General features: G+C 33.9%; 19 protein-coding genes. All 19 read right to left on the reverse strand.

All coding sequences use genetic code 11. The features are described 5' to 3' along the window. Positions 1-281: 281 nt before the first annotated feature. The 19 genes from OMO38_RS19780 to OMO38_RS19870 all read right to left on the reverse strand — a co-directional run bounded on the left by OMO38_RS19780 (position 282) and on the right by OMO38_RS19870 (position 20255). The gene (locus OMO38_RS19780; RefSeq protein ID WP_264751906.1) at positions 282-818 is read right to left on the reverse strand and encodes a hypothetical protein; all 537 of its coding nucleotides are present in this window, start codon (positions 816-818) and stop codon (positions 282-284) included. Positions 819-1527: 709 nt separating this feature from the next. Then, complete coding sequence (locus tag OMO38_RS19785; RefSeq protein ID WP_264751907.1) at positions 1528-2157, reverse strand: hypothetical protein; 630 nt, start codon at positions 2155-2157, stop codon at positions 1528-1530. Continuing rightward, positions 2157-2777: a hypothetical protein gene (locus tag OMO38_RS19790; RefSeq protein WP_264751908.1), complete on the reverse strand. Its 621-nt coding sequence runs from the start codon at positions 2775-2777 to the stop codon at positions 2157-2159. Before OMO38_RS19790 ends, OMO38_RS19785 begins: the two co-directional genes overlap by 1 nt. Further along, complete coding sequence (locus OMO38_RS19795) at positions 2778-3920, reverse strand: DUF4280 domain-containing protein (RefSeq protein WP_264751909.1); 1143 nt, start codon at positions 3918-3920, stop codon at positions 2778-2780. Then, complete coding sequence (locus OMO38_RS19800; RefSeq protein ID WP_264751910.1) at positions 3920-4981, reverse strand: LysM peptidoglycan-binding domain-containing protein; 1062 nt, start codon at positions 4979-4981, stop codon at positions 3920-3922. The genes OMO38_RS19795 and OMO38_RS19800 overlap by 1 nt, the downstream gene beginning before the upstream one ends. 1 nt (position 4982) lies before the next feature. Continuing rightward, positions 4983-5255 carry a hypothetical protein gene (locus tag OMO38_RS19805; RefSeq protein WP_264751911.1) on the reverse strand — a complete coding sequence of 91 codons (273 nt, stop codon included), beginning with the start codon at positions 5253-5255 and terminating at the stop codon, positions 4983-4985. A gap of 156 nt (positions 5256-5411) precedes the next feature. Then, positions 5412-5723: a phage baseplate assembly protein V gene (locus OMO38_RS19810; protein WP_319804259.1), complete on the reverse strand. Its 312-nt coding sequence runs from the start codon at positions 5721-5723 to the stop codon at positions 5412-5414. A 276-nt stretch (positions 5724-5999) separates the two neighbouring features. Further along, entirely contained in the window at positions 6000-7268 is a 1269-nt protein-coding gene (locus OMO38_RS19815) for a DUF4280 domain-containing protein (protein WP_264751912.1), read from the reverse strand. Beyond that, complete coding sequence (locus tag OMO38_RS19820) at positions 7265-7786, reverse strand: hypothetical protein (RefSeq protein WP_116098194.1); 522 nt, start codon at positions 7784-7786, stop codon at positions 7265-7267. Before OMO38_RS19820 ends, OMO38_RS19815 begins: the two co-directional genes overlap by 4 nt. Before the next feature lie 4 nt (positions 7787-7790). Next, positions 7791-8858 (reverse strand): LysM peptidoglycan-binding domain-containing protein, encoded by a 1068-nt coding sequence (locus tag OMO38_RS19825; RefSeq protein WP_264751913.1) that lies wholly within the window; start codon positions 8856-8858, stop codon positions 7791-7793. Further along, positions 8858-11005 (reverse strand): type VI secretion system Vgr family protein, encoded by a 2148-nt coding sequence (locus tag OMO38_RS19830; protein ID WP_264751914.1) that lies wholly within the window; start codon positions 11003-11005, stop codon positions 8858-8860. Before OMO38_RS19830 ends, OMO38_RS19825 begins: the two co-directional genes overlap by 1 nt. Positions 11006-11218: 213 nt before the next feature. Continuing rightward, on the reverse strand, positions 11219-12124 hold the full coding sequence (locus OMO38_RS19835; RefSeq protein WP_264751915.1) for an ankyrin repeat domain-containing protein: 906 nt from the start codon (positions 12122-12124) through the stop codon (positions 11219-11221). A gap of 3 nt (positions 12125-12127) precedes the next feature. Next, positions 12128-13381 (reverse strand): PAAR-like protein, encoded by a 1254-nt coding sequence (locus OMO38_RS19840; RefSeq protein ID WP_264751916.1) that lies wholly within the window; start codon positions 13379-13381, stop codon positions 12128-12130. Between the two features lie 6 nt (positions 13382-13387). Further along, positions 13388-14239, reverse strand: coding sequence for a hypothetical protein (locus OMO38_RS19845; protein WP_264751917.1), 852 nt, complete (start codon positions 14237-14239; stop codon positions 13388-13390). Between the two features lie 109 nt (positions 14240-14348). Next, complete coding sequence (tssD, locus tag OMO38_RS19850) at positions 14349-14753, reverse strand: type VI secretion system tube protein TssD (RefSeq protein ID WP_047442434.1); 405 nt, start codon at positions 14751-14753, stop codon at positions 14349-14351. Positions 14754-15053: 300 nt separating this feature from the next. Then, positions 15054-15920, reverse strand: a complete 867-nt coding sequence (locus OMO38_RS19855) for a lytic transglycosylase domain-containing protein (protein ID WP_264751918.1) — start codon at positions 15918-15920, stop codon at positions 15054-15056. Positions 15921-15995: 75 nt separating this feature from the next. Beyond that, a complete protein-coding gene (locus OMO38_RS19860; protein WP_264751919.1) occupies positions 15996-18491 on the reverse strand; it encodes an ATP-dependent Clp protease ATP-binding subunit in 2496 nt (831 codons plus the stop codon). Between the two features lie 440 nt (positions 18492-18931). Continuing rightward, positions 18932-19588: a hypothetical protein gene (locus OMO38_RS19865; protein WP_264751920.1), complete on the reverse strand. Its 657-nt coding sequence runs from the start codon at positions 19586-19588 to the stop codon at positions 18932-18934. 154 nt (positions 19589-19742) lie between these two features. Further along, entirely contained in the window at positions 19743-20255 is a 513-nt protein-coding gene (locus OMO38_RS19870) for a hypothetical protein (RefSeq protein WP_264751921.1), read from the reverse strand. Positions 20256-20663: the final 408 nt, after the last annotated feature.

Consider the following 20663-nt stretch of genomic DNA (forward strand, 5'->3'; position numbering starts at 1 on the left):
ATATTATATCTGCAGATATTAGTTTCATTGCAAAATACATTGTTATAAAACACAACAGGGTAAAAAATATTATGAATGAAAGTTTAAAATTCAACCCTAAAAAATAATAATATACTGCACCCCAAAATAAGATACAAGGAATCGCCAATAGATAGGCATAGAGTGGATTAAATGGTATCACATTTTTTAAATAAAACTCTATATCCATTTCATTTATAATTATTTAAAGCTATCTTAGAATTTTTGAATTCTCTGCCTTTTTGAATTAAGTTGATAATTTCCTAATTACGATCTGAATACCAATAAATATTTTGAAAATTTTTCTTTTTTATTTTTGTAAAATGCAATTCGTTTTGTGCATACTTTAAAAATTTCTTTAAATTTTCTCCTTTTTCTATTTCATATTTGTTTTTATATTCAACATCATTAAGATAAATTTTAGAATTATTCATCAAGCAAAATTTGAAATATATCTTGGAATTTTGTAATAATGGTGCTTTACTTTCATAATCATAGGCGTAAAATCCTTTAATATCAGACTTAAAATATTTTTCGGTTGGTTGCTTTCCTTTTTGTATAAAAAGATATTTATCATCAAACCAAATTTTAACCTGAACGGAAAAAGCCTTTAAAATTAAATAACAAGTTCCAAAATAGAAAAGTGTGAAAAACATTACGAAAGACAGCCTGAACATCCCTTTAAATAACAGATAATATAAAGCTCCGTAAAAAATCATACATGGGATAATCACAAGCAGTGTCTTTGCTACATGATATGGTAAAACATTCTTAAATATAAAATCTCGATTCTCAATCATAATAAAGATTTCTAATAATCAATTTGCTTTAAATCAAATTGTGTAATAAACTGATAATTATTTTTCACTTCTTCTTTCATCAGTGCAGATGCATTTACAATGATTCCTGTTTTTTTATCAACCATTCTTCTAATCCGATAATCATAATTATATTCAGTAAACCCATATTCTATTCCTTGATCTAGGTATTTTTGGTCATCTTTTTTAAATAAAATTTATAAGACATAAAAGATAAGAGAGCGAAAACTCCTAGTATTGCAACAATTTTTTTCATAGTATTAAAATTAATATACCGTAAAGCAAATAGGAAATTATTAAAATTTCAAAAATTTTGAGTCTGAATGTGTAAATTGCATAAGCATTTAAGCACATCATCAAAATACAAAAAATAAAAAGGGAATTTTTCTAAACTTAGAAAAATAATAATAAAATATGTCAATTAAAACATTCTCTTTTTGTAATCCAATATATTGAATGTCTTTTCTATATTCGAGGTTCAGCAAATCATTTTTATTGACGAAGAAAGTAATATGTTTATCAGCTCTGTTATATAAAATCTTTTTATCATTCTTTAAATTTGATAAAACACCTGTTCCGTCATTATAAAACTCATTTTAAGATTCTGATATACGAAATCTATAAAAAGGAACTCGCGTAAATGATTTTTTCACGCCTGTTAATGTCGCTCCTAAAAAATATCCTATACCTCTCATGAATCCGGGAAAAGCTTTTTAAAATCTTCCTTTTCTATAAAATACTCTAAGTACAACTTTACATTTTCAGTATATCGTTCTTTTAAATAAACAGAATCAGAATCTTTATTATTTTGTCTCATTGAGCGCAATGCAGGATGGGCACTTCTAAAATGCAGGATGGGCAGTGGCTTATCTATTGTCCCGTAAGTTGGATCTGCATTATGGCTTTTATTGTAATAAAAATACATATCTGGCCAAATCGTTCTATCCTTGTCTTTATCACCAAATTCTAAAATTGTACTCGTCATGTTACTGCCAATTTCATCAATATAATATGTTTGTATGTACTTATTTAATTCTTTCGAAAAATAGGTATATGTATCTGCTTTACAATAAGACATATTACGATTACTAAAGTAAGTTAACTTATTAATGGTTTCCCTTCCTAATCTAACATCTGGAGTTGGAATGTCAAAACTAATAATAGGCGGCACATTTTTTATTAATAAGAAATCAGAGGTTTTAATAAACACTTCAACTTCGTTAGTAGTAACTTTTCTTGGTCTTAAAAAAATAAAACTGATAATTAAAAATAATATTGCAGCACCTAATGTTGCTCCTAAAAAATATCCTATGCGTCTCATCAATCAGGAAAAAGTTTTTTGAAATCTTCTTTTTCTATAAAATACTCTAAGTAAAGCTTCACGTTTTCAGTATAGTTTTCTTTTAAATAAGCAGGGTCTGAATCTTTATTGTTTTGTCTCATAGAGCGTAATGCCGGATCTGCACTTCTGAAATGTAGTATAGGCAATGGTTTATCTATTGTACCGTAGGTCAGGTCTGCATTTTGGGTTTTGTTATAATAAAAATACATATCGGGCCATTGTGTTTTGTCTTTATTCTCGTCACCAAATTCAAGCAATACAGAATTAAATCCTCCTCCTTCACTTATTGTATAGGTTTTTACGTATTTATTCATTTCTTTAGAAAAATAGGTATATGTTACTCCTCTTACGTAAGACATATTACGGTTACTAAAATAGGTCATCTTATTCAAGCTACTACCTCCTAATCGTTTATCATCACCTTTATATTCACTCCAAAAAGGTATTGGATTGTTAATTAATATTTTCTTCGAATCGTCTATAAATTTATTAATTTCATTGCTGTTTACCTTTCTTGGTTTAAAAAAAATGTAGCTGATAATAAAGAATAATAGTGCAGCTCCTAATGTCGCTCCTAAAAAATATCCTATGCCTCTCATTTATTTAGTTTTTGCTATAATATTTATTCCTTTTGATTTTTGATTTTGAACCGATAAAAACTCGGTAAAATAATTTATCGTATCATCGTACAAACTATTTTCATATACATCAAAACCACCATCTACTGCTGCACCTGCCATTCCCCAGAGAAAGCCCTCTTTCAATCCATTAGAAATTCCAGGATTGGTAAAACTTCTTTGTACACCGGCAAACACTAAGCTTGAATTTAACCGCAACGCCGCTGTGGGATAAGCACTTCGCATGGAAGCTGAAACTACAGCAGGATAATTTATGACTGCAGTAACAATAGCTGGGTTTTTATATACAACCTCAGCTCCAGTGCCTATAATGGCATCTCTTACCGCCGTTTCTGTTGCCTTTTGGTCGGGAACAGCACCCAAAACCGACGCTAGAGCTCCTTTTTCATCTTCAGGATTTGAATTGGTTATCCTTTGCTCAATTGCATTGGCTCTATCCTTTATCTTCTTATCTTCTCCCTCAGCGTAATTAAAAATTGTTAATGGCAGACCTACCGCAAGTGCTCTTGGATCTCCCTTAGAGGAAATAAGAAACATTGTACCCTGTATCATTTGTGAATTTAAGTGGGCCTCGTATTCTGCTTGATTATTGGCGGCAATTTTCTGAGCAGCTGCTCTAGCTAAAACCGGATCTACTACCATAGTAAGTGCACCACCTTTTTTACAAATCATCTTAGAATTTTGCAATAATGCAAAACTTCCGTTTATTTTTACCTTATCATGAACATTTATCCATTTAGACTGCAGAGTAATATCGCAGTCATGGGCTATTTCCCTGTCAGAAGCAAATGCAGAAACTCCTACAGCTGCAACTGCAACACCAAAAGCAACTAAGGCAAGACCACCAGTAGCAACGGTAGCTATCATAAGAGCACCTATCGCAACGATGGTACATAAAGCTTTCAACCCTCCCCAGAATTTGCTGTTAATATTGCAGACGAATGCTTTTTCCAGCTTATAATCCTTTTCGGTAAGCAGGTATACTTTTTTACTCGCCTTAAATACGTCCGTTTTACTTCTACTGCTTATAATTGTATTATCCATAGGAGTTTTCATCTCCGTACAAATCAACATGGTACCTTCAGGTATGTAAGACTGTGCCATTATTCAAATCTTTTCAGTTTAAAATCTATTAGGAGCTGGATATTATTTTTCACTTCTTCTATTGCCGTAACGTGGGATTCTTGCAATACATTTTCTTTTTTATTCCAAATAAGTGTTTCTCTATAACTAAAGTTGTATTCTGAGAATGAAAACTGAACCATTGGTTTTATTCGTTCATCATATAGTCTAACAATATTTTTCATATTAAGTGAAGGATAATCCATCGTACTTACTCTCCTTATTTTTAATATTTCATCAGTTTCTTCTAAAATAGAAGGTGTAAAATGAAGAATTACGGGTTCTTTGTCAAAGAAAGTTGAATAATATGTCTTTGCATAAGTTTTAAGAAAATCTCTATTACCATGTAAATGCTCTGTGAAAAATAATTCATAAAACATTTTGTTGTAATAATCTTCAACTAATTTTTTCTCAGGCTTTAGAATTCCTTCAACAATTTTTATGAATTCATCTATATCGTCTTGGTTTTTAGATAATTTTAAAACAGTTTTTCTGCTTTCAAGTCCTTTTTTATAGTTATTCCAATTTTTCAGGATCTCGTTGTAGTTGACTACTTTAACTATTTTTCCTGTTACGACGTCTAAATTAAATATAGAGTTACATTTTATCTTATCTATCTCTGAAATAAGCTCCATACCCGCCTGCATGAGTTGGGGTGAGCTCGTAACGTAGTTTTCCTCTAAAAGAACTGAAGCTACCGAATTGTTATTGGCAAGTCCAACTCTATATTGAGACTTGCAAGTACTATTATCCACCATTACCTCCTCCAATACCGTACCTACAGTCATTTCTGTCCTATACATAAAGTTTTTATCAAAGTGTAAAGCATCAATATCCTTTGTAGAAGTATTTTCATTTATCCTAAAAATAGGTTTAGTATACAAATGACTTACATGTATCGGAACAACATCGCTAAAAAACTGTTGTGTTAAAGATGACTTAGCATTATGAAAATTCACTAACTCTTCTACACTCATATTATGTTGGAGAGCTATCGATTCTAATGTATCTCCTTTTTTTATCTCGTAGGTTTTATAATCCATATTAGTTGATATCTACTTGGGTACTTCCTTTTATGGTAACTATTGATCCGTTTATCAAAACATTATCATTTACAACAACGCCTGGGTTGCCATCACATTTGCCCATATCAGTTTGTTTGTGACCAATAACTTTTGTTGTATTCATTCCTTCAATCGTAATATTTTTACCAGTAATGGTAATATTTCCATCCTCGCACATGACTATAGAGCTGCCACCTGTTTTAAAACTTATTTCTTTTGTAGATTCAATTTCAACCTTCCCATCATCTCCCATTGTCAGTGTTGCTTTGTTCTTGCCAACATTGATGGATAAATTACTCCCAATTTCTTCGGTACTGTTATTACTAATTTGTGTGGTTAAATCTCCCGTCCCGCTTAAAGTAACATGATTCCCGTTCCTGTCTTTAATTTCAATTCCGGCACCATCATTTCAACAGATGATATTACCACTTTTACTGGATAAACTTTTCACGTTGTTTCCGGCACCACCGCCGCCGCCAACTCCGCCATGAAACATTCCTCCCATCACAAATGGTCGGTCCGGATGCTGATGAACGAAATTGATAATTACCTGATCGCCGATCTCGGGAATGGCCATAAAGCCCCGGTTTTTGCTTACTTTATCACTGCTACCTGCATTAGGAGTCATTACTCTGATAAATTCTGAAGTATCCTGTCCACTTTGCCAGTCAAACTGAACTTTAACTCTACCTTGATTTAATGGATCTGTATCGGATATTATTTTACCAAACTGTGTATTCGCTTACAGGGTTTCAAATTCCGAGCGAGGAATAAATCTGCTGTTTGGATATCCATTCAATGCTTTATAAAATTTCAATGTCGTAATGATGAAAGGCTAAAATATTTTCGGCTAAATTCATTTGTAAATATTTTTCACAAAGATATTTTTTGTTTTAGCGGAAAGAAAGAACTTACAAAATTGTGAGCCGGTAAGAATTGATATGATTTTTTAAAATAGTAATTGAATCTTTTTACTGCAATTAATTTAAATTCTATTTTAATTGGCTGTCCTAACATCAATTGTAGCTGAATTATCATTGACGGCTATCTCAGCAAGTTTTCTTCTCGCTTTTTCAGAAAAATATCCACCAATCAAAGGAACGAAAAATAATAGTGAAGAAGATCCTTTTTGAGCTAAAGAATTAGGATTTTTTAAAGACCACTTATTATTTCTTAAATTGTCATCTAATGTACTAATAGCACCATTTCTCATTCCCGGAGTGAATCTGTTTTGATTATGAATACTATTTCTCCTAATTGCATCATAAACATTTTGATGACGGGGATTTGTTTTGATGTCATTCCATACACTTTGTGCAGCTGGATTTCTAAGAAGTTGTTGACGACTCATTGAAGAAAGCTGATCAACCCTTTGTCTTAATGCTGCATCTTCAATTACTAATCCACCTGTTTTGTATACATCAACAAAGTCAGCAAGATTTGGTGGTGCTAATGAGGCAGCTGCATTCCCATAAGCATCCGTAGTTTCCTTAACCGTTGTATTAGGATCGCTCCAGTCTTTTGCTTCAGCTTTATTCATTCTCTGATAGAGATCATTATCTGCATATTCTTCACTTCCCCTCATTACACTACTCTGATAAGATGTTAATGCATAGGTTGTGGCAACTCCACCTATTGTCAGTAATGCTCCTGATTTGGAAAAAAGCCCACCAATCGCTTTAAAAAAGCCTCCTCCTTTTCCCATAAGAAAGCCTGTTGCAATTGCTGCAACAGTAGTTACGGCAGCTTCTTTAAAATTTTCAAATGCTATTGCTTTAGCAGCATCGCGAGCTGTTTTTTCGTCAATTATAGGTTTTAAAACACCGCCCTTATCACAAGTTAAAAGAGATGTTTCTATAATTGCAATTTGTTTATCAAAAAATACATCATCTTTAACATCTACCCATTTACCTGATTTTAGTGGTCCTGAACAATCGTGTGTAACGATCGCAATAGCAACAGAGGCAACCAATACTACCGCACAAATTCCTATAACCACCCAACCGATAGGATTTGATGCTAAAATTAAACCAACTACTAATCCTCCTATCGCAAGCCACATATTCATCGGTTTTTTACATACAAACTTTTCAGCTGTATTTCTATCTCCCACAGTAAGAAAAATACGTTCTTTATCTCCTTTAAACAAAACCGAAAACTGCTCTCTTTCTCCTGAAAACTTTGTTGGAATTAATTTTCCAGGCCCTGGGTTTTGTTGCATTGTACAAACCACCCATGTATTTTTTGGTATATAAGCCTTACTCATACTTTGTATTTGAAATAATTATAAATACTATAGACAATTGCACAAATAATCAAACCAACAAAAGGAAATATCAGATGTCCATATTTTAAGTAATTATCATAGTTTTCTTTTACAGACTCTATTGAATTTCTATTAAAAAATGATTCTATTGTCATTTTTAAATCTTTGTCTATGTAAACTGCTAAATCTTTTTGATTTTTTGTTTTAATTCTTAACATAAGCAATTCGTTCAGAGGCAAGGAAAGATAATAACTTTCTATATCTTTGGTATTGATTATAATTTCGCCTAATAATATATTTTCAGAATCAAACTCTACATTTACATATTTCTTCTTCAGCTGATTAAGAATAAATCCGTAAGATGCACCTACAACAGTAAAATATAAGATAAATCTAAATTTTTCAAAAAAAGAACATACTAATATTATTACGGCAAATATCGGAAGATACAGATAAGCTGTTTTAATTATTACATCGTGATAATATGCCTTCCCTTTAGTAATTGTTTGTGTATTCATATTATTATAATTCTACTCTACGTAGTTCAAATTTGGTAATGACATCATAATTATTTTTAACGAACTCTTTTATTGAAGCTGAAGATTTTATAAGCTGTCCCGTACTACTTTCTATTTGATAAGTAATTCGATAGATATAATCGAATTCTGTAAAAGAAAACTTTATTATTGGCTGATACATTTGCTCATATAAGTTTTTTATTTCAACTTCATTCAATTTACTCCTGTCTAATACTCCTACTAATCGATAGGTTGTACTATTTTCATCTTCTGTAACAATTGATTTTATAACATTTACATTCAACATAATATTGGGAAACAATTGAGATTGCTGAGTAAATGAATATTCATTAGCATCATTATTTTTGTAAACATTAATAAGTGTATGATAAAAAAGATTTTTGCTAATTACTTCAGAAAAAATATGTTCATTCGAAAATTCTTTTCTTCCATTTTCTATAAAATCCTTTATAACTTCAGGAGATTTATTATTTAACTCGTTGTAAAAAGAGATATTCTGTGATGTTTTATCTAAAAAAAACTCCCACTTTTCGTGAAGCTCTTTTAAATTGATAACCTTATTTATTTTACCTTCTGAATGAGCAAAGGTAATATCACTTCTAATCTGTTCTATATGCTTTATCAATTCGAAAGCACTTTCCATACCTGCAGGTTGTACTGCAGTTACATAATCCTCCAAGATTGCATTTAATAATGAAAAACCAATATCCTGCTTATTTGATAATAAATATTGAGTCTTCGTTTGCGCAGAGAAATTTGGATTACCATCTACTAAAACTAAATTGTTTTGTTCACAGCGATATCTTGCTTTATTGTTCAGATTTATCTTCCCATTTTCAGCATTATTAATTTCTTTATTCTTAATAAAATTTCTATCAATGACAATGTAATCTAAATGCATTGGTAATACATTGGAAACAATTAGATTTGTAACTCCACTAAATGAATTATGATATTTTATAAGTTCATCAATACTAACATCGTACTGATTAGCTAAAGATTCTAATGTATCTTCTTTTTTTATCACGTGTTTGAATATATTCTCTCCCATTAATTGATATCAACTGTTGTACCTTTAATTACTGTTTTCTTTTTTAAATTTGCTGTTGCTCCGCCACCATTTATATCTACCTCCTCACTTGTTATAGTTATCTTATTTGTAGTAATTTTTATTTCACTACTACCAACTTTCAAAGTTATTTGTTTGATGCCTGTCAAATCAATTGTTCCGGTATTGTCCATTTTAAAGACACTGTTTTCACCTCCAACTGCTACTTTGTGTGTATTTCCAACATCGGCAATATGATCACAGCCAACTTCCAGTTTTTTGTTATTTCCAATCTTATCTGTTTTATCGTTTCCAATAGTCTTGGTACTATCGTTATTCGCATGATGAACTACATTTCCGGCACCATCAAATTTCATATTCGCACCTCCTTGATCAGTTAAATAAACAGATCCTGCCCCATCATCCAGCTCCAATTTATTACCACTTCTGCTACTCAGACTCTTAATATTATTTCCGGTTCCACCTCCTGCTCCTATACTTCCATGAAACATTCCTCCCATGACAAACGGTCGGTCAGGATGCTGATGAACAAAATTGATAATTACCTGATCACCTATTTCGGGAATAGCCATAAAGCCGCGGTTTTTACTTACTTTATCACTGCTTCCAGCATCAGGAGTCATTACACGGATAAATTCTGAAGTATCCTGTCCGTTTTGCCAATCAAACTGGATTTTTACTCTTCCTTGGTTCAATGGATCTGCATTTTCTGTAACCTTGGCAAATTGGGCATCAGCTCTCGGAGTTTCGAATTCGGGACGTGGAATGTAACCACTGTCGGCAGCAATCGCTTCAAAATTTCCGGTATAATATCCCCGTGCATCAACTTCATGAGTTACTGCTACCATCATTAATTTGGTAAAATAGGAAGTCTCATTAGAATCTGCTTTTCTCATCTCAACATCTGCCGTACAGCCTGGATATAAAAACGGAACAGTCGTTTCTCCCGAAGTAATGAAAACCTGCGAAGCTTTACTGCCAGCTGTTCCTTTCTGTGAAGCATCAATATCCATAAAAGATGCCGCCTTAATAGGAGCAACTCTTAATGATGGAGTTGTAAATGTTTTTTCTGAAATTTCGTATGCACGTTTTGCGATATCTGAAGCGTGGTTAATTTTTGAATTTCCCGTCGTCAGTTTTTCATTTTTACTGCTGTTGTATCCGTAGAATGAAGGATTCACGTGCTGTGCTTTCATCCGTACTTTTATATCACTTACGTTACTTCCGTAGGTCAACTTTACGGGTTGCTCTGAAGGCGGGAGTTTTCCAAAATGAAGCACTTCGCCATCGTAAAAAAACTGCTCACCGTAAGCTTCTGCGATTCTTGCCAGATAATTATAGTGCGTTTCTTCGTATTGTGAACTGTAAGAAACATTTCCGTACTGCGCATCGACTCTGTAATCGAATTTGCTTCCGCCTAAACCTTCTTTAATGACATGATCAGCAATACTGTTTAAACTTATCGGCTGAGCACCACCAAAACTTTGGATATGCGGAGCTGCATCTAACAAAACTGTTGGACTGAATCCACTAAGTACAATATTACCCAAACTTCCTTTTTCCTGGCTGAAACCTACTTCTGTGATGACACCAACGAAATTTCTTTCCGGACCATCAATGACATCTTTATATTTAAAAACCACTGTCAGTCTTTTTCCTAAAAAGTTCTGTGCTTCTTCCAGATTATGGTTTTCAGCCGCGCCTAACGTATCGTGAGCAAGAGTAATGCTGAATTCATGATGCTTCACCGCACTTTGACTGAGTCTAAAATGCTTGAAATGTTTAATTTCTTTTCCCTCAATCACTAAATCAAGCTTTACAACCCGGTTGATTCCTAAAATCTGACTGGTTGCTATAGCTAAAGCATTGTGAATTTTTGACGTCGGCTGGTTGGCCCAGGTTTTTTCTTCAACTACAAGCGGATTGTTGGTTTGAGTAATTTGATTCATAAATAAATCAGATTTTTGAACCATACCATTGACAGGCTCTGTAATCTCTGTATTTAATTTCTGAATATTTTCACTGACTTTACCTGTTGCTTTGGCAGAAACCTGTTCCTGTACATTTTGTGCAGTAGCTTTTCCTAAATTATTGGAAAGCTGCGGTTTTGTAGAGTTATCCTGAAACATAATATTTTTTCTTTAAACTTGTGAATTTGGCGTTCTTAATTTTATTTCATCTGATCTCATTCGAGACTATTAAATTTCCATGGTTTGTAGCATGAAAACTTAATGTTTTACTTAGCATATTAAATTTAATCATAATATTACTGACTGAAAAAATTCTAATAGAAAATTTCACTTTTTGTAGTAATACTACGACTTTTCATATTTCTTTTTTTTCTATCGGGAGAGCAATTTCTGATCTTCTAAATATCTGTTTTCACCATAATTTTTGTTGAAATTGACGGATTTTTTGTCCTGCTCACTTAATTTCTCATACAATTCCATACGGAGTTTTGCTTCCTCTCTCTCGTTTTTTTCAACAGGAAATGTAATGCCATACTTTTCCTGAAGTTCCGTTTTCAATGCAGATATTTTTTCAAAATAAGCAACATTCTTAGCATTTTGATTTTTTGCCTGTTTCTTTTCTTCAGAACTGATATACAAAGCCATGGGAGAAAGTTCGGTTCCTCTTATTTTAGGATTGCCACCTTTTTGCATAAGATAATGTGCAGTAGATACATTGCTTCTTGCAGCAGCTTCCATAATGTTTTTTCCTAAATAAGAACTGTGATTAACATCGGCTCCATTTTCAATTAAAAAATCAATCATTTTTCTTTCTGTATCTTCTGCTCCCAGCATCATGGCATCACATAACGGACTGCTTCCCACCGCAGGATTCGGACTTGCTTTATATCTAAATAAAAGCTTGGCCATTTCATAATTATTTGTGGCAACTGCGTGTGAAAGTGGGGAATCATAAAGATGGGGAACAATCAGATTGGGATCAGCCCCGTTTTTAAGGAGGATTTCCATAGCAGGAAGATTTTCCACAACGGAGGCATACATCAGTAAGGTATACCCTTTCGTACTGCTTAACTGATTGATGATTTGCTTATCATCTTTTAAAACACTTTCTAATCCCGATTGATCTTCATCAAAAATTTTCTGTGCAGCCTGCAACTGTGCTCCGTCAAAAAGTTTTTGAGGAGGATATTGCTCTTTATTCTGAGTTTTTCGGGATCTCGTATCCTGACAGGAAAATAAGGTCATGGTAAAAAAGATTAAAAAAATTATTTTTTTCATAGACTATGGGTTTACTGCAATAACATTGGTATTAATGGTTGCAATCATCGCTTCTACGGCATCTGCATACGCACTGTGGCCGCTTCCGAATGTTTTCAGATTCATTCCTTCATTATCCTGAATGTACCCGAAAATTTCGTTTTGCTCTCCTAATGCTCTTGGTACAGCACCGGTAAGACCTCCAAAAATTGCCAGTTTATTAAGACCGGGAATTCTTGAAATGGCAAGGGTTGACAGCAGACCTTCTCTGTTATTCTGAAGGGCATTCAGAATATCATTACTGGTACTGTAGTTGGTGATATTGGAAGTAGAACCTACCGCACCGTTTTCATCTAAATATTCAAGTGTATTATCATGAACTCCTCTTGTGTTGAAAGTATAAGCCGGTAAACCTGTATAATAAGATGCCATTGCACTATTACCTCCGCCCAGAGAATGCCCTGTGAAAGAAACATTTCCATTGGTAGCATCATCCATTTTATTCGCAAGGTTCATGGTTCTTTTTATCTGTGGAGTCTGAGCTCCAAAAGCCTGTCCTCCATCTTCAATAAACCAGTCATGATAAAACTGCATTCCTTTGGGTTCTGAACCTCTGAAAGCTACGAAATACTGTCCTGTATTATTATTTTTATAAACTGAAGCAAAAAAGCCGTCATCAGTATTGGTGTTAAAATCTTCAGGAACGAATGTTCCGGGACCAAACATTTCATCGAGCACAGCCTGATCATCAGTGTTCATTCTGGTATAATCTCCAATCTGCGTTGAATTATCAGCATTATCTTTGTAAGAATCCTGTGCCATTGCAGCGGCATTACTTAGCTCAGTAATCTGAGCAGGCGTTGGAAGATGGAATTTCACAGTTCCCCCTAAAAAGCAATTCAATGTTGAATTTTGAAGTAAAGGTTTTTTGCCTTCTACTCGTACTTTCTGATGAGTATTGTTCCAATCGCTTCCTTTGGTTAAAAAAGAGCATATATTAAGACAGTCGTCGATCATAGCGCTTCCCGCCCACGCTGCGGCAGCAAGTACGAATAAACCACCACCAAAAGCAGCAGCAATTCCGACTCCTGCAATGGCGCCGGCAATCATCATCTGCGGACAGATAAAATTATCTTTAAAGCGGTCATCTTCTGTCGCTATCAGCTTTTTACCGTTTTTTAGATAAACACTGGATTGCGAACTGACTCCTATTCCGATCAGCCGTCTTCCGCTGGTACACATGAGTGGAGTTCCCTGTGCGATAAACAGTTGACTCATATTTTTCTATGTTAATAATTGAATATGATATCTGCAGACATAAAGCATCTTGTCATTGAGCTTTTCTTTTACATGAAATATAATTTCAGACAGAACCGAATCAATATTAAAAACATATTCGCCTTCCATCATCAAATCATATTCTAAAGGAATGTTTAAAGCTTTCTGATAATTCTGAGCATAAATTTCCTCAAAATCACCACTGTGACTTTTCAGCTTTCCTTTAACATTCATTTGAAATTTATCTTTCTGTTCTTCAAACTGATAACTCGTGTCGTACGTTATTTTTTCTCCTGGAAAAAGAGTTGACAATGTTTCTCTCTCCTTAAACCCGCCCTCTTTCTGAAAGTTGGCTCCTGTATTTGGAAATGGGAAAAAGAATATCTGGTACAGAAGATTGGCTTTGATATTACTTTCTATTCTCAGAAATTCCTGGTCGTAGATTGTAATAATTTCGTTGTAAGATTCTTTTACGAGTTGGAGAAACCGCAATTCCTTCCGTTTGATTTCTTCCCATTTTTCAATGATAGCTTCTTCATTCTCAACCTTACCGATTGTTTTATCTTCATTCAGAAGTAGAGATAAATTTTCTGTCGCTTTGTTTACCTGATCTAAAATTTCATAGAACGGCTTCATCTGCGCATCAAAATGTATATATTTTTTATCGGAAATCAGAATTTCGATATGCTTGTATTCTCCAGGAATAATTTCCCAGATTTCCTCTGTTTCTGTTTCGTTGGCTTTTCCGTTACCGAGGGTAAGATATGATTTCACATTGACAGAATACTTTCCGTTTCTGTACCATGCGTATTTAAAATCGTTAAAATCTTGAATTTCTTTTACTTCACTTTGATTCATGCCGGGGAAAGTTTAGGAAATTAAAGTTGGTCAGTGAAAATGACAGTATATGGAAAATGTGTATGAATAAAAATTACCCATACACATTTATCATTTCATAAGTTGGAAATTATACTCCCGGCCAGATACCTTCGTATGCAGCTCCACCGTAGTTGATTTTTTCTGCACTTACCACAAAGCTAATCAGCATAGAATTTTGATCAACTGCGTCGAAGTCTACTTCGTGCTGGATAACATATCCGTTCTCCCAGTTTAAAGTAATCAAAGTACCTTCTTCGTGAGACTTGTTGAAAGTAATTTCGCCTGAAGTTGGCTTGTACTTACCATTAAGCAAACTTTCAAGAATTTCAGATTTCTCTGTTGCTTCAATCGTTAACTTGATAAGCGCATTGGAAGGATCTGATGCTACACGTCCCGAAACGTCTGTAGATCTTGATACGCTGTAATTAAGCTTTAATAATTTCTGTCCTTCGCTTCCGTTGAATTTTAAGATTCCTCTTGAATTGTCTGCCATGATTTTGTAAATTTTAAACAGTTAATATTTTGTGTTAGATATTTTATCTACAGCTAAGATAGAGCCAAAGTTTTGGAAAGAAGGTCATTTCGAAACTTATTTGAGATTTTGTAGTAGAACTACGATTTTGTGTAGTAGAACTACGACTTTATTTCTTGAGACAAGAAAAACCCTCTACTACAAAGGGTTTCAAAGGATTTAACTAGTTAAAAATTCACATTTACATGAAAAAATTATGATTATTTAAGATACATTGGCATCTTTTAACAATTCATTTTGCGACAATTTTTCGAGTTAATATTATTTCGGAACTGTAACCCTGCCTTCTTTTATCGATCGGGATAAAATTGTATTTTTTCTCAACAGGAAATCAGGCATCAAATCTGTGGGAAGGTAGAAGATACTTTCACCGTTTGTCTGAAGCTCCTCTTCGATACCGGGATTCCAAGTCAGGATATCATTGATATTAACTTTCAGTTCTTCAGCAATAATTTTCAGACTAAAACCTGCGTTGATGTCGGTTTCAGATAAAGATGATGTTTCCTTGAGACCAGATCTGGCATCAAAAACTTTTTTCATTCTGGAACTGTTGTAATTTGTCAAAACACTGTTCAGTTCTCCCGTTGCATAGCAGGCATTCAAATATTTTTTAACGTGATTAACGGTTTCTGCCGGAAGATATTTGGAGAAAATATGATACTGACTTGAGTTGGCAGACTGCATGGCCTTGGCTATATTACCTTCTCCGCAGTTATACGCTGCAATTACTGTAACCCAGTTACCGTATTTTTTATAAAGATTTCCCAACGAAACTACAGCGACCTTTGTACTTCTGTAGATATCGGTGCGGCGGTCTTCTGTAAGTCCGTACTGATTGGCATGAGCAGTCATAAACTGCCAAACTCCCACTGCACCGGCATGAGAGGTAATATTTCTGTCAAAATGGGATTCTATTAAAGGTAAGTTTCTTAAATGCTTTGGAAGTCCTTTTTTAGCTAAAGAATTTTCGATAAACTGAACAATATCTTTATTAGCATTAATGATGTTTTTATATTTTCTCACGCTGCTTTCAGAAGTATCACTGGCAGAGAGAAACTGGGCAGGAGTCATTTCAACTGAAACAAAAAAAACTGTTGCAAATAATATTTTACTGAAATAAATTTTCATCTTCATATTTTATTTAAATAATCAGAATGCCTACTGTTTTTTAGCATTCTGATTATTATTTCAATTGAATACACCTTAATCAACTTTCCAGTCTATCTTTTCTTCAGCGTGATTCCAGTCTACCGTAAGGGTTTGCCCGGATTTAACTTCTTCGCGAACAATCATTTTTGAGATGGGTCTTGCCAACTGTGATCTGATGACTCCAGAAATTTGTCTTGCACCATATTTGCTGCTAAAACCACCTAAAGCAAGATTTTTCACCGCTTCATCGGTAATCGAAAGCGTCATACCCAATCGGTGAAGTGACTTATGAAGAGATTTTAACTGAATATTAAAAATTCTTTCAGCAATGGATTCGGTAATCGGTGCGAAAGGAATGATCTCTGTAATTCTCGCTAAAAATTCCGGTCTGAATCTGCCTGAATTTGACATAATCTGCATAAGAGAAGATGATTCCGGGATAGTGCCTTCCTCAAACTGTCTGACAATCTCTTCGCTTCCAATGTTAGAAGTAAATAAAATTAAAGCGTTACTGAAATCTCCTTCTTTCCCTAATTTATCATGAACTTTTCCCTCATCCATGATCTGTAGAAACACGTCAAAAACAGAGTGATGTGCTTTTTCAATTTCATCAAACAATACCACAGTGTAAGGCTGCTGACGTATCTTGTTTACCAGCATACCACCTTCTTCATAACCTACATAGCCTGGAGGCGCACCATATAATAAGGCTGCTGAATGTTCTTCTTTAAATTCTGACATATCAAAACGAACCATCGCTTTTTCATCATTGAAAAGCAGTTCCGCCATAGATTTTGCCAGCTCCGTTTTTCCTGTACCTGTTGGTCCCAATAGGAAGAATGACCCTATGGGCTGACCAGGTTTGTTTAATCCGCTACGGTTTTCTACAATGGCATCAGAAAGAACTTTCAGTGCATGATCCTGCCCTACTACTCTGTTTAACAGGAGAGATTCCATGTTCAGAAGTTTTTCTTTTTCCTGAGCCTGCAGTTTCCCGATTGGAATATTGGTTTTTGCCGCCATCACCGCTGCCAGTTCAAGCTTGCCTACCTTTTCTCTTTTTACAGATGCATGTTCTATCAATTCTGTAAAAGTATCTTCAATGACTTTCTGAAGATGCTCGATCGGCATAGAGTTATCAATCTGTGGCTGCTCCCGTAAAGAACCCCACAAAATAGGACTGATTTTATCGCGTAACAGATTATAATTCCAGATTAATTCGTCGGCTTTATCTTTGTCATCCAGAAATTCTTCTTTCAGAATATTTTCATAATTCTCCTTCCAGCTCTGAAGTTCTTTTTCCGAGAGCTCATCGAGCATTTTGATGGCTGCCATCGTACGATCCAACAAATCTATTGCTGCGTCCGGCAATTTTTTACCTTTTGCATATCTTTTCGCCAAACGTACACATTCCGGCAAAGCAGATTTATCTACTTCAATCGTGTGGTGTTTCTTGTAACCATCCAGAAGAACATCAATCATTTTGACGCAGGTCTGCTCATCAGGTTCATTTACGGTAAGGACTTCAAAACGTCTGTTGAAAGCCTGTTCCGGCTCAATGATCTTTCTGTATTCCTCCTGCGTAGTCGCTCCGATAACCGTGATTTCACCTCTTGCCAATTCAGGTTTAAGGATATTTCCAATATTACCGATGCTTCCTTTTGGGTCTAGAAGTGAGTGAATTTCATCAATAAAAAGAATCGCTTTTTCAATCTTTTTGCATTCATTGATTACCTTTTTTAAACGGTCTTCAATTTCACCTTTATATGAAGTTCCTGCCAATAACGCTCCAGTGTCCAGCTCCAATAAAGTGGCATTTTTCAGCATTTCCGGAACATTTCCTTTAATGATTTCTGTAGCGAAACCTTCTACCAAAGCCGTTTTTCCGACACCAGGTTCTCCGATAATAATTACGTTGGGTTTTGTTCTCCGGCAAAGAATTTCAACGAGCATTCTCAGTTCTTTGTCGCGGCCAATAATATTTTCTAAAGTTCCCTGTCTTGCCTGCGCAGTTCTGTCTATGCAATAACTTTTAATAGATGTGAAAGAATTGTCTAAATACTCTGAGCCATTAGAAAACAGCGAAGAAATTTCACTATTTTCAGATGAGGCATAAGGCGTATCTTTTCTGTATAAATTAAATATTTCATGCTCTCTGAGAGGTAACGATTTAAGCTGTTGTAAGGTAAAAGCCACCTGCGGTTTTACAATTGCTGTCAAAATACAGATTGGGGTAATCTCATCCAAACCCAATTTCAATCTAATATCATCGGCCTCTTCAAGAATCTGATCTACAAATTCACCTTCTCCAACTTCAGCAGGAAGATGTGTAGTTTTGGGATAATCTTCAATACGGACGTCTGCCCATTCGTAAAAATAGCCGGGATCTTTGTCTATATTCTTTAGAAATTCATTGAGCCCGATATCCTTATGCATCAAAGCTTGCAAGATATGAGGACCACCGTATGTCGCGTTGTAATTTTCTCTCGCAATAGACTGCGCAATGTGGAAAAGCTGTTTTACAGTTTCGTTTGTAACTAATACTCCCATTTATTTTTCAATATTAATATTTGTGTTGACATTTTATTTTTGGTGTAACTAAAATAAGTTTTTTTTGTCAATCATTAAAATTAAAAATAGTTTATTTAGCGTAAAAGACTGAAGAAAGAACAGTTGATATTTCAAAAAGCTTAGAATTTTTGAAGTACGGTGAGCTTTTTTTATTAATCGTTTTTTATTAAAGCCAGCGAAATAATGATAATAATTTTCAGTACTATCATGTTTGCTGTTCTTAAAATAACTGAATTATTTACAATCAACCACGAAAAATAAGCTCATTATTTTTTTTCGTTGCGAGAAATTCTATTACCCAGAGTCTTTTAAAAAAGAGTGTACATATTTTGTCTTAGAAAGGTAGCAATTCAAGTGTCCGTTTAATTATGATTTAAAACAAAAAAAATGAAAGTTTAGGTTAACTTTCATTTTTAAAATTATTTCAATTCTTCAACTTTTCCCGTTTCTCCATCAATTTTGTATATAAGGGGGAGAAAAGCCAGAGGTTCGCCAATATTGTCCCAAGGTTCTGTATTTGGTTTTCCTTCTACGATTATTATAATATATTCTTTTTTATTTTTATCAAATTGAATTTCAAAAGTTGGTCGTCCGTCTTTATTCAATCTTCCTTTTCCATTGGAAATATTAATGATTTTTTTGCTTTCTAAAAATTTTAAAACGTCTTCGGGCTTTACTTTTCCAAATTTTTCGTTTTCTTCCACTTTTTCTACATTCCCATCTTGATCATAATATTCAGACGTATCTATTTTTGTTCTTTCACCGATGAATATTTCTTTCTTTTTAATGTTTCCGTTCGGATAAAATTCCTTATAAATTGTTTTAAAAAAAGGCTTTGGGGGTATCTCTTTTAAAACGCCCCCTTTTAAACTATCGAAATCAATCAGGGATATTAACGTTCCGTCTTTGTTAGTATAATTATCAAATCCATAATTTGTTTTTTTATAAATTTCTATATCAAATTTTTCAACCATTTTTTTATTTTCTATGTTTTTAGTTGAATTGTCTTTATTTTTTCCGTTGCATGAATTTAATAGAATCAAAAGACAAAAAAATACTGTTTTAATTAGTTTCATAATTTTCTAAATTTTGATTTTATTGTTTAAAACATTCCATTGCCATATGAATAAAGAAAATCTTTCTATTGGGGCTTGAGCTACATGACTATAATCCATCAAATTATTAGTTTTTTTGCTTGATAGGTGTATTTCGGAACTGCTCCCCGTTCGCTTATACTGGCAAAAGTATGGGGTAAATATAAAGAATGAATAGTTTCATGAGCATAGTCGCTTTATTATGTCTGCCAAACTGAACACACGTAGTCCATCCATAATTTGAAAAACCATTCCAATTAGCTTCTTCACCTATAAAATAGAGAACTGTGTATCCTTTATATTTATCTCCAAATTGTGATTTTAATCTTCCCTCTAAATAATCTTTCATTCCAGCAGTTTTAATAATCTTTTGCCCATTTATTCCGCTACTTAATTTCCCGATGCCTGCAAAATCTTTAAAGTCTTTCCCAAACAAACCGCCAAAAGTATTATTAGTAAAGTCTACTGCATTTTTTTCTTCAACAATTGAAGGTATTACCAATGCCTGATTACAGCATTTGGTAAAAAAATCTTTACCGCCTGTCACAGGTTTTCCAATTGTAATTGTACCATTTATATTAGTCTTTACTTTTACAAAAGCAATTTTAATATTTCTTTTAAATTGCGAAGAATTCGGATGGATTCTCATTGCTCCACAAATTTCACCATCTGCTTTTACATAAAGTATCTGCTCTTTGTCAAAACTTTCTTTACAAGTAATTTTTAAATAATTGAACTTATCATATTTTTCTTTTTTTATATCGCCAATTTCTTTTAGGTTTAAAGTTAAATAATCTTCAGCATTTTTTTCTTTAAATTCGAATGATGCTTATCGAACCCTTTGAACTCGTTTCAATTCCCTTTTCAGAATTAATCACAATTTTTCCTTACTTAACTTCACTATGCACATCACCCTCAATCATTTCCGTCAGCTTTCCTGTAATAAACATACTCGTATCTCCCAAAACGGAAGTCATTTTCATTGCGCCAACACTTTGGGTCGCATTCATTCCGATACTTTGGCTTCTGTTCATACCGATGGTGTCAGACTGATCTT

It is taken from the genome of Chryseobacterium kimseyorum (assembly GCF_025971945.1).
In the GTDB taxonomy this organism is placed as follows: Bacteria; Bacteroidota; Bacteroidia; order Flavobacteriales; family Weeksellaceae; genus Chryseobacterium; species Chryseobacterium kimseyorum.

What these genes read in the sequence shown, in the direction of transcription:
- OMO38_RS19800 (WP_264751910.1), bottom strand. Translation starts at nt 4,981, where the DNA reads ATGGATTATAAAACCTACGAGATAAAAAAAGGAGATACATTAGAATCG.
- OMO38_RS19840 (WP_264751916.1), bottom strand. Translation starts at nt 13,381, where the DNA reads ATGAGTCAACTGTTTATCGCACAGGGAACTCCACTCATGTGTACCAGC.
- OMO38_RS19815 (WP_264751912.1), bottom strand. Translation starts at nt 7,268, where the DNA reads ATGAGTAAGGCTTATATACCAAAAAATACATGGGTGGTTTGTACAATG.
- OMO38_RS19835 (WP_264751915.1), bottom strand. Translation starts at nt 12,124, where the DNA reads ATGAAAAAAATAATTTTTTTAATCTTTTTTACCATGACCTTATTTTCC.
- tssD (WP_047442434.1), bottom strand. Translation starts at nt 14,753, where the DNA reads ATGGCAGACAATTCAAGAGGAATCTTAAAATTCAACGGAAGCGAAGGA.
- OMO38_RS19825 (WP_264751913.1), bottom strand. Translation starts at nt 8,858, where the DNA reads ATGGGAGAGAATATATTCAAACACGTGATAAAAAAAGAAGATACATTA.
- OMO38_RS19830 (WP_264751914.1), bottom strand. Translation starts at nt 11,005, where the DNA reads ATGTTTCAGGATAACTCTACAAAACCGCAGCTTTCCAATAATTTAGGA.
- OMO38_RS19865 (WP_264751920.1), bottom strand. Translation starts at nt 19,588, where the DNA reads ATGAAACTAATTAAAACAGTATTTTTTTGTCTTTTGATTCTATTAAAT.
- OMO38_RS19820 (WP_116098194.1), bottom strand. Translation starts at nt 7,786, where the DNA reads ATGAATACACAAACAATTACTAAAGGGAAGGCATATTATCACGATGTA.
- OMO38_RS19870 (WP_264751921.1), bottom strand. Translation starts at nt 20,255, where the DNA reads ATGAGAATCCATCCGAATTCTTCGCAATTTAAAAGAAATATTAAAATT.
- OMO38_RS19855 (WP_264751918.1), bottom strand. Translation starts at nt 15,920, where the DNA reads ATGAAAATTTATTTCAGTAAAATATTATTTGCAACAGTTTTTTTTGTT.
- OMO38_RS19845 (WP_264751917.1), bottom strand. Translation starts at nt 14,239, where the DNA reads ATGAATCAAAGTGAAGTAAAAGAAATTCAAGATTTTAACGATTTTAAA.
- OMO38_RS19790 (WP_264751908.1), bottom strand. Translation starts at nt 2,777, where the DNA reads ATGAGAGGCATAGGATATTTTTTAGGAGCGACATTAGGAGCTGCACTA.
- OMO38_RS19780 (WP_264751906.1), bottom strand. Translation starts at nt 818, where the DNA reads ATGATTGAGAATCGAGATTTTATATTTAAGAATGTTTTACCATATCAT.
- OMO38_RS19795 (WP_264751909.1), bottom strand. Translation starts at nt 3,920, where the DNA reads ATGGCACAGTCTTACATACCTGAAGGTACCATGTTGATTTGTACGGAG.
- OMO38_RS19785 (WP_264751907.1), bottom strand. Translation starts at nt 2,157, where the DNA reads ATGAGACGCATAGGATATTTTTTAGGAGCAACATTAGGTGCTGCAATA.
- OMO38_RS19860 (WP_264751919.1), bottom strand. Translation starts at nt 18,491, where the DNA reads ATGGGAGTATTAGTTACAAACGAAACTGTAAAACAGCTTTTCCACATT.
- OMO38_RS19805 (WP_264751911.1), bottom strand. Translation starts at nt 5,255, where the DNA reads ATGGGAGATGATGGGAAGGTTGAAATTGAATCTACAAAAGAAATAAGT.